Here is a 15,918-nt window from a genome sequence, read left to right on the forward strand (position 1 = left end):
ACCTCCTAGTAAACGCCTTCTTCGCCAAATTTCTTGGCTAGTCTATTCGCGCCGAGCACAAGTACCAGCCCGACTAACGATTTGAACAAACCAACTGCAGCACTATAACTATATTGAGCCTGTGTCAAACCCTTCATATACACATAGGTATCGAACACTTCACCCACTTCACGGTTCATCGAGTTCAACATGAGGAAGATATGTTCAAATCCTGTATCAAGGAAGCTTCCCAATCTTAGAATAAACAGAATCACAATCGTGCTGCGGATCGCAGGAATTGTAATATGCCAGAGTTGACGCCAGCGGCCGGCCCCATCCATACGAGCAGCCTCATATAACTGCAAATCTACGCCGGATAATGCCGCTAAGAAGATAATCGTCCCCCAACCTGCCTCTTTCCAAATCGATTGCGCAATAATCATGGGCCTAAACCATTCTTCGCTTAACATAAATGGAATTTTCTCAAACCCAAACTGCGCTAATAATTCATTAACGACGCCACCCTCTGTTGTGAATAGTACATAAAATATACCTACTGCGACTACCCACGAAATGAAATGCGGCAAATACAGAAGTGTCTGGACGATTCGTTTGAACATCTCCCTTCTCGCTTCATTAATCATGAGCGCTAATAGGACCGGAAGTGGAAAAAAGAAAACTAAATTATAGATAGCTAACAATAACGTATTTCGAAAAAGTGACCAGAATTGAGGCTCCGTAAAAAATCGCTCAAAATGTTTAAAGCCAACCCACGGACTGTTTATAAATCCAGTAAAGGGTTTGTAGTCTTGAAAAGCCATGACCAGACCAAGCATCGGCACATATTTAAATACGACAAAATACAAGATCCCGGGAAACAAAAGGAGATACATCCATCGATCTCTAATGAGATCTCGTACTAGCTGTGATCGTTTAAATGAGCTTAATCGAGCCTTTTGCATTTGTACTTCCAAAGGTTGCGGCACTCGACTTCCTCCTGACTGATTTGTTATTGGCTTCCCTCGTATAATAAGTTATAAAATGAATATCAGGCTATCGTACTCATTTAACTTCTTTTTCCGGCCGTGAAAACCCTTACACGACGGTGGTTTTGCGGATGCGTTATCTTCAAATAATCATTTTTTTGTTGTAATCGTACTGATTTAGCTATGACTACTTTCTGTTTGTTAGCACAAAAAGCCCGTAGTTTTCATCATTAATCCTAGATGTTAACTACGGGCTTATCGTCGGGATATCGATTTCTGATTATTCTCCTCCCTTTCAGGGCACGCTAAGCCAAATGGTAATGTAAGGGAATGGGGGGCTTGGCATGATCGAACACATCCGTGCTGAATTGAATAATCCAGCTGACCTATTCTATGACACGCTAGACAATGGCTATATACAAATGGAAGTGATTTACTTCCCCTCTCTTTGTGACTTAGCTTTAATCAAAAATGGATTAACCGTTCCTTACTCTTACTGTTTTAATCCAGAAGAATTCGATCGTATGCTTAACACCAACCCTGCTTTCGGCAAATCGGATCACCCTGAGCATTGGACGTCATTGCTGCTCAAAGGCACTGTCTTGTTACAAATTGAAGAGCAGGTCTACCGATACGACGTACAGCGGAAGTTCCAGGACAAGCCCGATACCGTTCAGGTTGAGGTTGCCATTCAGGGGCCGCAGAGTGCGCTTACCGAAGACTTGGATTTAAATATTAGCCTCGTTCGGATGCGTTATAATGCGCCCTCCCTTTGCGTAGAAACCCATACGATTGGACAAATCTCAAAAACGCGCGTTACTGTTCTTTATGACAAAGATCAAGTCAATGAAGATGTACTTGGACTATTAAACGAGCGGATTTCCACCATACAAATAAAAATTCTCCAAGCTGCCGGCCAGCTCATGCAGTCGCTTTCGGGGCGGAGACATCGTTTTTTCCCCATCATCCTCCAAACAGAAAGGCCTGACCGTATTGCAGCCATGCTCGAACGAGGGAAGATTGCCCTTCTTCAAGATGGCAGCCGCTTCGGGCTCGTTCTTCCTGTACGGCTCTTTGATTTCCTGCATGCCATGGATGATGACTATGAATCCTATTGGATGAGCAAGTGCCTCGTCCTACTACGCTATTTCGCCATGCTTTTAACGATTACACTACCCGCTCTTTATATTGCGATTGTTTCTTACAATCCTGAAGTACTTCGCGTCCAATTGACCCTTTCGATCGCAGGAAGCCGTGTCGTCGTCCCTTATCCGTCCTTTGTCGAAGTCTTCATCATGTTATTCATGATCGAAGCCTTGAATGAGGCTAGTCTCAGGCTTCCGCGCTATGTGGGCTCTACTGCAACAACAGTTGGAGGCCTCATTCTGGGTCAAGCCATCCAACAAGCAGGGTTAGTCAGCTCCATTATGATTATTGTGACCTCCGTGGTCGCGATTTCTAGTTTCGTGATTCCGAATAACAGCTTTGGTTACTCGGTCCGCTTCGTTAAATATATCTTTGTGATAGCTTCGATATTCTTTGGCTTGCTTGGTGTCGTCGTTCTTGGCTTCATCTTAATTTCCTATTGGTGTAGTCTTCGAAGCTTTGGTCAACCCTATCTGGCCTTCTATATCCCCAAACTTGAGGCGAAAGCACACCACTCCAACCTTAGAAAGGGGTCAAAGTAACTCATGTCGCGCTACACCTACTATCATGTGCTCTATGTCGGCATGATTAATATCATGATGTTTGTCCCCTCTCTGCTGATCCGAGATCGGTTCAATGGCGCCGTTTCGGGCATGCTTGTTGCCATGGTTATTGGCTCCATCCTCTCACTTGGCATCATGGCTTGCTTCGAGCGGTTTCCAGGACTCGGCTTCCCGGAAATATGTGATCGGTATACGCCGCGTTGGTTTAGTCAAATCAATATCTTATTTGCCGCGTTGTGCCTATGGTTACCAGCTGGAATTATCGTGATTTATGCTTATTCAGAAACGGTTCGTATGTTTTTTTACCCCGACATTAGCCCCTATCTGAACCTGATTCTCATGGCAACCGCGGCTGTATGGGCATGCAGCAGGTCCACACGTACAGTCCAGTTCATTCATGAAGTCATGGTGATTCTCAGCTCGCCATTGCTTATTTTGTTTATTATGAAAGCTATCTTCAATGAAAATATTAACTGGGATGCGATTCGTTATGTGGCTGGTTATGTCAATAAACCACCTTCTTTCGAAACGGTCGCTGCCGCTACCTTCTTGTTCTCTGGCTATCTCAGCCTCCTCATTTTCAATCGATTGTATACGGTGGGTTTTAAATTCCGGTTCCGATGGATCGTTCCATTATTCGGTATTTTATTTTTGCTGATTACTTTTTTTGTGCCTATTGGCTTCCATGGTACGGTTGGGGTTGAAAATTATGTTTACCTATGGAGTATGACGGCGGATTCCATGGTGACCGAGTATGGGTTTATTAACCGCGTCTTGTTCGTCTTTCTACTCCTCTTCACAGGGTTATCGCTGTTGTTCGTCATGAATACCTGGCACACGACGATCATGTTACTCCGCTACTGCATCAATGGCGCGGTTGAAGTCGAAGAAGACCCTGTTCCGTGGCTGAACATATGGCTCGGAGTGGGCATTGGTTTACTTGCACTCCTTTTTATGCGTGTCGTCAATCTGGAGCGAAATCAGTACATTTCCGAAGGCTGGTTAGTGCTTCGATTCTTCGTTGAGATCTATCTCCTTTTCCTGATGCTTTATTTCGTTAGGAAGCAAAAAAAGGAACAGGTACACCTATGAAAATGAAACCATTTCTCACCTGTCTATCCCTTCTACTTATCTGTACATGTCTTGGCGGATGCAGCTTTAAGGATATTGACAAGCGTTTCTTTGTCGTCGCTATGGGTGTCGATTGGACAGGCAAAGAGGATAATCCTTATCTCGTCACGCTGCGGCTAGCCATCCCCGCTTCTAAGGTCGGTGAGGGATTGGCAGAGAGCCAGATCGAGTATCAAGAAGCCAAGAGCATTGCGGAAGCTGTAAGAAATCTCAAAGCACATGTGGATAAAGAGCTTGATTTCGGTCATTGCCGTATGTTCTTATTTGGTGCTACCTTAACGAAGGAATCTCTGGAAGAACCATTGAATTGGCTTACGCGAAGACGCGACATTCAACTGATTTCTTATACAGCCGTTGCTGAACCTAGTGCACGCAAATTACTGGAGTCGAACCCCACAACAGAGAGACTTGCTGGAAACTCCTTTTTTCTCACCTTCGGTAAAGAGGGAACGGTTTCTCCCTACACGGTAACCGCGCTTTTGTTTGACACCTTCCGACGTTTCAAGGAAAAAGGGTTAGATCCTTATTTTCCAATCATTAGCTTCGATGGTGATTCTTACGTGGTTGAGCACCTTGCTTTACTTAATAAAAAAAATCAAAGTATCGTTCTCAACCCACAGGAAACTCAGCTCTATAATATGAGTGCGAATGAGTTCAGCAAGGCTGGGATTAGGATTACATATAATGGAGAGCCACTGAGCTTCTATGTAGCTCGTGTCACGAAGCATATTTCGATTACCAAAGATGCTACGCCCGTCGTCAAACTGAAACTTAATCTTATAGGGATGATTGAACAAGGCACCCTGCGTTTGGACACTCACAAAGTACAGCCGCAGCTTGAACAGCATGTCAACCAAACCGTAGAGGATCTCCTCTACAAAATCAGAGATGCCAAGGTTGACCCCTATGGCTTTGGGCTTCATTATTTGGGCCAGCATTTTGGCAAAGAGAAGGATTGGGCGTATTGGCAGTCCGTTTATCCAGAGGTTAAATTCGAAGTGGAAACGCATGTGAAAATTGAGAGTACGGGCTTGGTGCATTGAGGGTAGCTGATCCTCTTCGCCCTCATGCCTGCGGCAGGGGCATTGATTTTCTCGTGTAAGTCGATTTTTTCGACTTACAGCACCGCAGGGGCCTGTTTTTCTCGTGTAAGTCGATTTTTTCGACTTACAGCACCGCAGGGGCACTGTTTTTCTCGTCTAAGTCGATTTTTTCGACTTACACGCCCGCAGGGGCACTGTTCTTTTCGTGTAAGTCGATTTTTTCGACTTACAGCACCGCAGGGGCCCCTGTTTTTCTCGTGTAAGTCGATTTTTTCGACTTACAGCACCGCAGGGGCACTGTTTTTCTCGTGTAAGTCGATTTTTTCGACTTACAGCACCGCAGGGGCACTGTTTTTCTCGTGTTAGTCGATTTTTTCGACTTACAGCACCGCAGGGGCACTGTTTTTCTCGTGTTAGTCGATTTTTTCGACTTACATCACCGCAGGGGCCCTGTTCCTTTCGTGTAAGTCGATTTTTTCGTCGATCTCATGCGCGGCATGGGTCTTTGAGGGTGAGTTTGGGTCACCAGCCCCATTCTCATACCAAAAAAGAGGCCTCCCCCTCAACTCATCGAGTTGTGGGAAGCCCCTCCGGCTACTCATATATATTTGATCAAAATACTTTCCACATGCTCCAAATGCTCGCGCATCGCCTCTGATGCCAGCACCGGATCTCCGCTGAGGATCGCTTCATGAATCACTTTATGCTCCTTCAAAAGCTGGACAGCCACTTCCTGATTCGCATAGAGCTCCGCGCGTCGAATATCGCGAATCATCATTTCCATCGCATTGCGGATCGAGTCACACGTCTGCACCATGATGGCGTTATGCGTCGCTTGCACGAGCAGCTCATGAAAGGCAAGATCGGTTCGTTCACCCTCCGCATCATCGCCAACAGAATTCTCCATGTCTTGCATGATGCGCTCCAGCTGAGCTAAGTCCTCCGTCGTTCGTTTCCGCGCAGCAATGGCCGCGATCGATATCTCGAGAGATTGCCGCACTTCCATGAGCTCCAGAAGCGTGGTTCGATTCATCCGCAGCGATGTCCACTCGGGCAATGAAACCTCCGCTGGCGCCTGCCGAATGACACGACAAGCACCGCCTTGGCGAATCTCAATGAGGCCCATCGCTTTCAATGCGCTGAGGGCTTCCCGCATCGTGGAACGACCGACGCCGAAGCGATCGGACAGCTCTTTGGTAGAAGGAAGCTTATCGCCCATCTTCAACTGACCCTGTATGATCATCTCTTTGATCTGCTGAGCAATCTCATCATAGTGATTCTGTTTCTGCAGCTTCGTAACTTCCATATGAATACCTCTTCTATCCGATAAGTAGCACGTGCACAATCCCTGGACCGTGAACACCAATCGTCAAATCGTTCTCAATGTCCGCCGAGCGGCTTGGACCCGAGATGAAGTGAATGCCGGCAGGCAGGTCTTCCCTTGCTATCTGATCGAGTGGGGCGAGAATTTCGCCTAGTCTCGTTCGCAATCGTTCAATCGGCAGCAAGACGATCAGTGCCGTAGGGAGCAAACTCACCGAGCGGCCCTTCTCTTTCGATGATAACACAGTTAGAGAACCTGTGTAAGCCGCTGCATGATCCGCTAGGACAATCCCCAGATCGGCATTCGCTGCACTAGCCTTCCAGTTCGTATCCTCATCGGTATTCCAGATCGAGAGGTTGACACCGGGAAGAGCTTCATCTAGTTCCAGCGCATGTAATTCCGCTTGGTCCTGATGGATAACTCGTTTAACACTTAACATGCTCACGAGTTCTTGAATGGTTGCCTTCGCCGCTTCCATCGAAGGTACTCGGACGACGTGCCCGCCTGCGGCATGGAAGTTCGCTGTGAAGTTCTCGATGCGTTCTTCTGGAGACCAGTTGAACGTTTTCCAGCTATCTGAAGCCCCTTGGAAAGGATGGGCTGGCTTCTCCGTCACCCGTGCGCGCCCCAGCTTCTGGGCGATGCCCTGGATGAAACGCTCCTGCTCAGCCAGCGATTGTTGATCCAATGCCGTTAATTTCTCCTGCCACTCAGGCGTTATATCACGTTTAGCCATGATGATGTCCTCCCTTTCCTCCCTTTTTACCTCGTGCAGCCAGTGCTTCCGCCAACCTTGCTTGAATCGCAGGATCAGCCTCTGTAAGACCATGGCGAATTTCTTGCTCGAGTGTTTTCCAGCCATCTCGGAAGGATGCCTTCGGCAGGCTTGGCGTCACTCTGTAGGAGTTCCAACCTTTGAGCGGCCCTACCTTCAGACGGATGCCGCCGTCGCGAACGACGAGCTTTTGACCGATGCGCCCCAGCTTGAGAACCGCGTTCATACGCTTCGAGTTCCCCATCAGCGCAGCAAAGCCCTTCATTCCCGCGGCCTCGATCTTATCACCATGGCCGCTTTCGACCTTGCGGCGGCGCAGCGACACGAGCATGTCGTGCAGCGGGATCTTCACTGGGCATGCTTCATAGCAGGCACCGCAAAGACTTGAAGCGTTGGCGATGTCGTCCCATTCCGCCACATTTTTCTTGAGCGCCGGCGTAAGCACCGCGCCGATCGGGCCGCTGTACGTGCCGCCATAGGCATGACCACCAATATGGCGGTACACCGGGCAGGCGTTCAGGCAAGCACCGCAGCGGATGCAGTTAAGCAGCTCTTGGAACTCGGGATCACCGAGCTGCTGCGAGCGCCCGTTGTCTACGATGATGATGTGCATCTCTTCCGGACCATCGGCATCTGCGTCTCTTCTTGGACCTGTGATACCGGACATGTACACGGTCAGCTTTTGCCCTGTTGCAGAACGTGGGAGCAAGGTCGCCATGACCTCAAGATCCGACCACGTCGGGATAATACGCTCCATCCCCATGAGCGTGATTTGCGTCTTAGGCACCGTTGTGACCATGCGGGCGTTGCCTTCATTTTCGAACAAGACCATCGATCCGCTCTCCGCAATGGCAAAATTGCAGCCCGTCATCCCGATATCCGCTTCTAGGAATTTCTCTCTTAATTTCTTACGAACGTAGCCAGCCAGAATCGTCGTGTCGGGAGCCAACGTTTCCCCAGCATCTTTGGAGAGCAGGTCAGCGATCTGGTATCTATTTTTATGAATCGCAGGAATGATGATATGGGACGGCGTCTCGTCCGCCAGCTGAATGATGTACTCGCCTAGATCCGTCTCAATCGCTTCAACACCAATCGAGGCAAGCGCTTTGTTCAAATGCAGCTCCTCCGTCACCATCGACTTGGATTTGACGACCGATTTGGCTTGTTTGGCTGCTGCGATTTCCAGGGAAATTTTAACTGCTTCTACATCTGTATCGGCAAAATGCACATGAACCCCGTTCGCTCGCGCATTATTCGCAAACGTCGTTAAATAATAATCCAAATGCGCGATCGTATGCAGCCGAATTTGTCTGCCGCGTTCGCGCCAATCATCCCAATTGCCGTGATCGGCCGCTGCTTTCAGTTTACCGCCGCGAAGCCGCTCAGTCGTAAACTTCACTGCTTTACGAAGAAACTCATCGTTCAGCGCGAGGTCTGCCCGTTCCTTAACTGTTGACTTAGTCGTCGTGTGACTCATGCTCGCTTCACCCCTTCATATAGCAGCTCAGCTAGATGCATCACCTTCACCGGCTCATTCCGATAGCGCAAATTGCCCGCAATATTCATCAAACAAGCCAAATCCAGACCGACGAGCACCTCAGCCTCAGTTTCCTTCACATGATCGACCTTCTCCTGCACCATCGCACCGGAGATGTCCGCCATCTTCACCGCAAAGGTTCCACCGAATCCACAGCAATCTTCTGCAAAAGGAAGCGGCACAAGCTCCAAGTCTTTGACACCTTGGAGAAGAGCGAGCGGCTCTGACTTCACGCCGAGCAGCCTGCTTCCGTGGCAAGACGGATGGTACGTTACTTTATGTGGAAACACAGCGCCCAAGTCTTCGATGTTTAGAACATTGACGAGGAACTGTGTAAATTCATACGTTTTGTTTTGAAGCTGTGTCGCTTTCTCCATCCACTCTGGTTCATCCTTAAATAAATTCGCATAGTGATGAATCATATACGTGCATGAGCCCGATGGTGAAATCACAAAGTCACTATCCTCAAATGCGGTAAGAATCGTCTTCGCTGTTGCTCGCGCCTCATCCCAGTAACCACTGTTATAGGCAGGCTGGCCGCAGCACGTTTGCACCGTCGGCAATTCTAACAGGACGCCATAATGTCCGAGCAGACGCGCAATTGCCTCGCCAACCTTCGGATATAGTGCATCACTTAGACACGTAATAAATAAGGAAACCTTCATAAGGAGAAGCCCCACTTTCTTTCGATAACTTATCAGGTTGTCAGACAAGTTGAGTGTAACATAAACCCCCTCGTCTTGAGAAGGGGGTTATTGCGGATAGTCCGCGCATTATCCAAGTTTCCGTTCAAAAATAATCTCATAGGCCATTGGCTTCCCATGACCGTTATAATTAGTTGGCAGTACCTGCACCAATCGCCAGCCCTCTTGGGCGTGCTCATCAATGGTTTCGCGATGCTTCGCCGAACTGAAAAATCCACCTAGCGTCGTTTCGACATACTTATACTCGTACATAGTATTCCCTCCCTCTACTACTAAGTATACTAGCATACGGTATGCGATATCCGTTCGCTTCACCTAATTTCCAATGATGGAATCGCTGTTCAAGAAGGCGCAGATCCCGCTAAAGGATCCAGAGATTGTTCCCCATTCGTCAGCCATTCCAAGTTAAATCTCGCTATTACCATAAAATGATACTTCAAATCGCCGTTCCATTTCTCATAATAGCAATAGATGGTTCGTTTGTCAGGACTGACCGCAAGATCCGAGTAAGCGGATCCCCCTGGAGCAATTACTTTGGAATACGTCCAAGACTTCCCTTCATCCACTGACATTTTCACGGATACATTGGACCTGTCTCTTGGGTTATTCACATTCGAGAACAACAGCCTGTTCGTATCATACTCGCTCTGCTCTGTGAATCGCAGCAGGCTGCCACAAACTTTGGGGTCAGTCAAATCACTGACCAAAGCTGGAGCAGACCAATCGCTGCATCCGTTCGAGCTTGTGGCCACCGAGCGCATACAGGTATCCGCATCATTTCTCATATTGAGCATGACAGTCCCGTCAACCAGCTGTACGGCTGTTGTTTCATTGGGACTCGGTATCGCTGGTGTGTCCCAGATAATATCTCCCCGATGCCATGTTGCTCCACCGTCATCACTGTAGATCGTGGACACGACCGCAGGCGCATGGGAGGTATGCAATGAAAGCCAAACAGGCACGACCATTCTGCCGTTATATAACTGAATGCCATGCCCAGGCCCAGTTGCAATAACCGTCCAGGCATACTCGGATTTATACGCATCAAATACGGGTGTAATATCTACAGGAGATGTCCAAGTCGTACCATGATCCGTGCTTTTCATATAGTAAGCTTGGTTATATTCCTTACAGTACAGAAAATGTACAGTCCCGCTATTCTTTTCTGCAATCATAACCGGATTGTTAATCGTATTGCCTGTAGACACGCCGTCCACTAGCAAAACTCTGCTCTCCCACGTACTGCCGCCATCCATACTTCTTCTCATGTAGACGTCAATGATCGCCCAGTCGGATGTCCTCTTCCTCGCTTCCGTGTACGTAATCACCGTACCATTGCCAGTAACAACAATGCCGGGAATTCTGTACTGGGCATAGCCGTCAACCGTCGCCTCAAACAGAATCGTTTCATCATAAAATGGTGTTGCAACCTTATGCTGCATTTCAAAATTTCCTCCTTGCATGCTTATGTGATGAGAAGACCAACTGCCGATAAGGGCATATTGGTCTTCGAGGTTGTGTCTTACTGAATATCCAGCAGTCTGGATAAAATAACTGCTGCTTCCGCTCTCGTTGAGAGACTCCGCGGGGCAAATGTCACGTCATCTACGCCTTGTAATAAGCGGTATTTCACACTGAGATCTGCAAAACGTCTTGCATATTCGGAGATCTGTGCAGCATCCTGGAACGTTTCGAGATATTTACCTGTTGCGGATGAAGCTTTTCCTAATTGATTTACAAGCACCCTTCCAATCATCACAGACATATCCTGTCTTGAGATGTAAGCATCAGGATCAAAGGTACCGTCACCTCTGCCTTCAATTAATCCAGCTTGAACAGCCGAAGATACCTCTTTGTAGAACCAATCACTCGATTTAACATCCTGAAAGCTGCTTACAGCGCCGCTGTCCATGAGTTTGAGCTCTCTGACCAGAAGTGCTGCGAATTGCGCTCTTGTTACATGACCGGAAGGTTGATATGCAGCTTCGCTTGTTCCAACGATGATCCCCTTCGCCGCCATTGCCTCAATCGCGGACTTCGCCCAAACAGATCCGTCGATATCGCCAAAGCTCTTCGCATTCATTTTCACCGCATAATAGCTGAAGTGAGAAGTTGTAAAATAAACGGTCCCCGTTGCTTCATCATAGTTCCCTGCCATATTTTCAAGATCACCGTTGTCATTGATAAAAAATACCGTTATTTGATCTGGTTTCTCGCCTGGCTTCAGGGTATAAGGCAGTGTGATTTCCACGGGCGTGCTGAAGGCGCTGAGCTTCTTGTCTCCGATCGCAGCTGTGAAATCGTATACGGTATTGCCGTCTACTACTGACTTGATAGCCTCGGAAAGCCTGTCGGCGTCCAGCTTTTTAACTGCAAGCGAAACGGCTTCATGCCCTGCTGAGCGGAAAATTTCCGGTGCAAATGCAATCTTTGCAACCCCTGTATCGATGGCAATGCGATCAATCGCAAGCTCTTCCGCTTTGGCGATTAAGCCTGTAGGAAGCTTGGCTTCCACTTCTGTTACATTCGCTCCGGCTGCTGCTTTCATTTCCAGAACAGACGGAACTTTGACATCTGCATGTGCTGCAGCAAGCTCTTGGTTGATTTCCTTCACCGTTTGCTTGATGATACCTAATTTGGCAGCAAGATCAGCTACAATGGAGTCCTCCACAACCAAACTGGATTTATGATCGGTCACGACTGACGTTACGACCGTTACAGCTGTCTTTTGAATCGCCTTATTCGCTGCGTTGAGCAATGCATGGGCAATGGCGTTGATGTCGATGCCAGCTGCTTCTGCTGACTTGATAATCGTCGACGCGCTTTTAATTATCTCAACCGTCTTGCTTACGGCTGCCGCTGGGTCTTGAATAGCCTCAATCGCCTGAGCTGTTTCGTTAATAAGCTGCGCAGCCTGATGTACTGCGTCGGAGGCGGCAGCTTCGTTACCCAGTTTTACCAAAGTCTCTGCTGCCGTGGTCAAGCTGTCCTTCGTCTGCAGGCTTGGATCCGTGATAATGACTGGAGGCAGTTCCGTTGGCTGTTGGCTGCCTTCGTCTTCGCCATCAGTGCTTGCAATCACAAGCCCAGCGATTGCGGCTTGCACGGCTGCCTTCACACGATCAATACCAGCTTGGGTAATAGCATCACTGTCAAGCTCTACCTCTGCGGCTGTCAGCGCCGCTTGCAGGGCAGCCCAACTGAGGGGCGTATACGTTGTTGCGTTATGCGCCTTTGCTTCGCCAATCTTGCTCACGAGATCCGTTGTATTCGCCGGCTGCCTCGACGCAAGCTCCTGTATGTCTGAGACACTCAGCCCGTAGTTGTACAAACGGATCTCGTCCATTTTGCCATTCCAAGGACGATTGGCTCCGCTTCCTGCTTTTCCAATTCTCAGAATATGATTGCCATTAGATACGTTAAAAGGGGTCGAAACTTTGTTAGCCTTCTCTACGCCATTCACATAAATGTAGAGCTTATCTTGCTTTCGTTGGAAAGCTAAATGTGTCCATTGATTCGTACGTAGGGTTGAACTTGGCGTCCACATGGTCGTTTCTGCGCCACTAAAGCCAGTATTAAGCTGCACGGCATCACCCGAAGTGCGTGCCCACCATTGACTGACTGGATTCGAATTAGCACCGTACCAGAAGAGGAATCTGTCCCCATTTAATTGATTCGCATAAACCCAAGTCGTTACGGTAAAGTCACCCGTCCCGAATCGAATTCCCTCATCGGCGCCGGTAATATCGACAAAATCGGTTGCATTGTTGAATTGCAACGATTGTCCGATGTACCCTGGCGCATAGGAGGCACCATAGATGACTGCCGTGACACTTGCTGCTGCCGAAGAATCATAGACGCTATTGCTGCCGGAATGCTCGAATTTATAGTTGCCAATAAGTCCGATTTGCTCAAACTTGGCAACAAGATGAACGTCTTCCGTGCCAAGTGTAAACGTGTACTCTTGCGTATCGCTTACGGTCGTGCCATTACGGGTCCAACCAACGAATTTATATCCCGCGTCCGCTGTAGCATTCACAGTAACACTAGCCCCTTGGAGATACACCCCGCCTCCAACGACAGTTCCTCCGATTGTCGGTGACACGGAAACGGTGTGGGAAATCGTAATCTCATAATTCGCAACAAGCTTAACCGCTTGTGATCCCATCGTAAATGTATAAGTAGGATTAGTGCTGACCTCACTTCCACCGGCAGTCCAGTTCACAAATCGATAGTTAGCGTTAGCTATAGCGGATACAGTCACGCTATCTCCTGTTGCAGCGTAACCGCCGCCGCCAGTCACGCTTCCTCCCTCTACAGGGCTGGCCGTTGCCGTTACCTGATAGCCAGGTACTAGAACCAAAATCATATCCTGCAAATTCGACTTCGCTTGATTCACACCCGATTGCGAGATGCCATCGCTGTCCAGAAGCGCTTCAGCTGCCGCTAAAGCGGATTGAAGGTTTGCCCAGCTTTGCGCGGGATACTCGCTTTCAACTAGCGATTTGCTCTCGGCGATTTTCCCTTCCAGCTCGGTCGTATTGACCGCCGCTCTCCCTGCCAAAACCGAGATTTCCGACTGACTCAACCCGTAGTTGTACATCCGAATTTCGTCCATTTTGCCTTTCCAGCCTCGGTCGCCGCTCTTCGCTCTACCGATAAACAAGTTGGTTTCGGGTCCTCTGGATACATCTAATGGCGTTGAACCTTTTCTTACTTTTCTGACGCCATCGACATAGATTTCCATGACCCCTTTCTTCCGTTGAGTTACGATATGCTGCCACGCTCCAGCCCGAATCGGAGCGTCCGACGTTGAAGCGTTCACTTCGCTTCCCGTGCCGTTCGGTTTATTCCCGGTAGAAAACTCCAGATTGGCTTTCCCTGATGAAGCTTGCTTCGTCCGTACCCAGAATTGACTAATATCGCTTGCATTTCGCCCATACCAGAACAACATATTTTGCTGTCCGCTGGTTAACAATCCGTGATCAACATAGACCCAGCTGGATACGGAGAAATCACCCGTACCGAATTTGGTCGCATCGATGCCTGTCACATCGAGAAGCTCTTTGTCCTGAATCGTCGCGCCTGTCGGCGAATCGTCAAATTTCAGCGCTTTGCCGATATAGCCTTGTTCATACTCGATCCCTCTGAACGCATTTACTGCGCTATTGCCGTACCCAGAAGAGTCATAGACGCTGCCGCTGGGAGATTTTTCGAACCTCCAGTTCGTGACTAGCCGCTTTTTGGCAGCCTTCAGCTTATATGTATTGGATTGTCCGCCATTGGTCACGATGACGTTGATCTCCGCCGTTTCCCCTGAGATAGGAACCGAAAATGGTTGGCCGCTAGTTGCCGGTTGGCCATTAATGGTGATCGTCGAGCCGCTGTTCGGGAAAGCGGTAGGCGTAATCATCATACTCGTTATATTGGCGTCTACCCTGACATCGTAGGAGTAGACTTCGCTGAGGAACGAAGGCGCCAAATCAGCCCCGGCAATCGAAATGTTGTTCAATTGCGCCGTAGGAGGCGGGGACGTCAGCCAATTCAAGCCGAGTTTCTTCACTGTTAAAAACTTATACGGTTCCCTCTCATAGAAAACATAGATGGATTTGTCCTGCCCAACAGCGATGTCCGAATAGGCTGCGCCGCCAAGCTGAAGCATTCTTGAATACGTCCAAGTCTCCCCTTCATCCTCACTCATGCGAAGAGTGAGATTCTCACGGGCCGTCTCGCTGTTTGCATTGACGAACAGGATCCGATTCTTATCGCCAGCCTCTCCTGCTTCACCTGCTTCCGAATAACGGACAATACTGCCGAAGCATAAGGGATCGATTAATTCCTCATCAAAAACTGGTGTCGACCAGTTACTGATCCCATCCGGACTGATCGAAACTGCTCGCCTATTGCCCGAGTCATTGTTCCTCATGTTGATCATCACGCTTCCGTTTGCAAGCTGAACGAGTGTTGATTCATTCGGATTCGATAACTCTGGGCTGTCAGCAGCCACGATGTCACCGATATGCCACGTATCACCATGGTCATCGCTATAAATCGTGGAAACAACCGATGGCGCGTGTCCGGTAGGAGCGCTTTCTCCTCCGTTCGCCATCCATACGGAAGCGATCAGTCTGCCGCTATCCAGCTGTATGCCGTGTCCAGGGCCTACGGCAATAACCCGCCATTGATAAGTGGACTCGCGGAAGGCAGCCGTAATGTCAGTAGGCGCGGTTGATTGCGCATTGGAAGGATTCGTCCACGTCAGGCCGCCGTCTGTACTCTTCAAGTGAAACGTCTGCGCATATTCCTTGCTGTAGAGCAAATGCACTGTATTCGAATCTCGTTCTGCGATCATGACAGGGTTATTCATCGTATTCTGGGTAGATACACCGTCCACGATCTTAACGGGGGCACTCCAGGTTTGACCGCCATCCGTACTCCTGACCATAAGGATGTCGATATCCGCCCAGTCAGAGGTCGTTTTCCTTGCCTCGCAATAAGCAATCAGCGTACCGTCATAGGTGACGACTATGCCTGGAATGCGATAAATTTCATAATATTGCCCATTAATCGTTGTTTTCTCCGTAAATAAGTCCGCCGTGGTAGCTACATTATCCGTATTTACCGTAACGGCAGCAGTAGCCCTAGACGGAACTACGAGAAATAGTTGAGTAAACAACAGACACAACGCAAGCAGGAAGCTGATCTCCCTGTGCCATACACCTCTACGCAT

Annotated in this window: 11 protein-coding genes; 3 read left to right on the forward strand and 8 right to left on the reverse strand. The window is 48.7% G+C overall.

Annotated elements, in window-relative coordinates:
* Positions 1-5 precede the first annotated feature (5 nt).
* Positions 6-941 carry an ABC transporter permease gene (locus tag ASG89_RS34600; protein WP_057315951.1) on the reverse strand — a complete coding sequence of 312 codons (936 nt, stop codon included), beginning with the start codon at positions 939-941 and terminating at the stop codon, positions 6-8.
* Positions 942-1,309: 368 nt separating this feature from the next.
* On the opposite strand from ASG89_RS34600, the gene ASG89_RS34605 reads away from it, so the two are divergent.
* The 3 genes from ASG89_RS34605 to ASG89_RS34615 are packed head-to-tail and all read left to right on the forward strand — an operon-like array spanning position 1,310 to position 4,848.
* The gene (locus tag ASG89_RS34605; protein ID WP_057315884.1) at positions 1,310-2,653 is read left to right on the forward strand and encodes a spore germination protein; all 1,344 of its coding nucleotides are present in this window, start codon (positions 1,310-1,312) and stop codon (positions 2,651-2,653) included.
* Positions 2,654-2,656: 3 nt separating this feature from the next.
* Positions 2,657-3,766 carry a hypothetical protein gene (locus ASG89_RS34610; RefSeq protein ID WP_057315885.1) on the forward strand — a complete coding sequence of 370 codons (1,110 nt, stop codon included), beginning with the start codon at positions 2,657-2,659 and terminating at the stop codon, positions 3,764-3,766.
* Positions 3,763-4,848, forward strand: a complete 1,086-nt coding sequence (locus ASG89_RS34615; protein WP_057315886.1) for a Ger(x)C family spore germination protein — start codon at positions 3,763-3,765, stop codon at positions 4,846-4,848. The genes ASG89_RS34610 and ASG89_RS34615 overlap by 4 nt, the downstream gene beginning before the upstream one ends.
* 598 nt (positions 4,849-5,446) lie before the next feature.
* On the opposite strand, the gene ASG89_RS34620 is transcribed toward ASG89_RS34615, so the two are convergent.
* The 7 genes from ASG89_RS34620 to ASG89_RS34650 all read right to left on the reverse strand — a co-directional run bounded on the left by ASG89_RS34620 (position 5,447) and on the right by ASG89_RS34650 (position 15,918).
* A complete protein-coding gene (locus ASG89_RS34620) occupies positions 5,447-6,154 on the reverse strand; it encodes a FadR/GntR family transcriptional regulator (protein WP_057315887.1) in 708 nt (235 codons plus the stop codon).
* A 13-nt stretch (positions 6,155-6,167) separates the two neighbouring features.
* Positions 6,168-6,908, reverse strand: coding sequence for a LutC/YkgG family protein (locus ASG89_RS34625; protein ID WP_057315888.1), 741 nt, complete (start codon positions 6,906-6,908; stop codon positions 6,168-6,170).
* Positions 6,901-8,424, reverse strand: a complete 1,524-nt coding sequence (locus tag ASG89_RS34630; RefSeq protein ID WP_057315889.1) for a LutB/LldF family L-lactate oxidation iron-sulfur protein — start codon at positions 8,422-8,424, stop codon at positions 6,901-6,903. The genes ASG89_RS34625 and ASG89_RS34630 overlap by 8 nt, the downstream gene beginning before the upstream one ends.
* Positions 8,421-9,149 (reverse strand): (Fe-S)-binding protein, encoded by a 729-nt coding sequence (locus tag ASG89_RS34635; RefSeq protein ID WP_057315890.1) that lies wholly within the window; start codon positions 9,147-9,149, stop codon positions 8,421-8,423. The genes ASG89_RS34630 and ASG89_RS34635 overlap by 4 nt, the downstream gene beginning before the upstream one ends.
* A gap of 108 nt (positions 9,150-9,257) precedes the next feature.
* Positions 9,258-9,440 carry a DUF4177 domain-containing protein gene (locus tag ASG89_RS34640; RefSeq protein ID WP_057315891.1) on the reverse strand — a complete coding sequence of 61 codons (183 nt, stop codon included), beginning with the start codon at positions 9,438-9,440 and terminating at the stop codon, positions 9,258-9,260.
* An 89-nt stretch (positions 9,441-9,529) separates the two neighbouring features.
* A complete protein-coding gene (locus tag ASG89_RS34645) occupies positions 9,530-10,630 on the reverse strand; it encodes a sialidase family protein (RefSeq protein WP_057315892.1) in 1,101 nt (366 codons plus the stop codon).
* A gap of 80 nt (positions 10,631-10,710) precedes the next feature.
* Positions 10,711-15,918, reverse strand: a complete 5,208-nt coding sequence (locus ASG89_RS34650; RefSeq protein WP_057315893.1) for a LamG-like jellyroll fold domain-containing protein — start codon at positions 15,916-15,918, stop codon at positions 10,711-10,713.

This window comes from Paenibacillus sp. Soil766 (assembly GCF_001428105.1).
Classification (GTDB): domain Bacteria; phylum Bacillota; class Bacilli; order Paenibacillales; family NBRC-103111; genus Paenibacillus_E.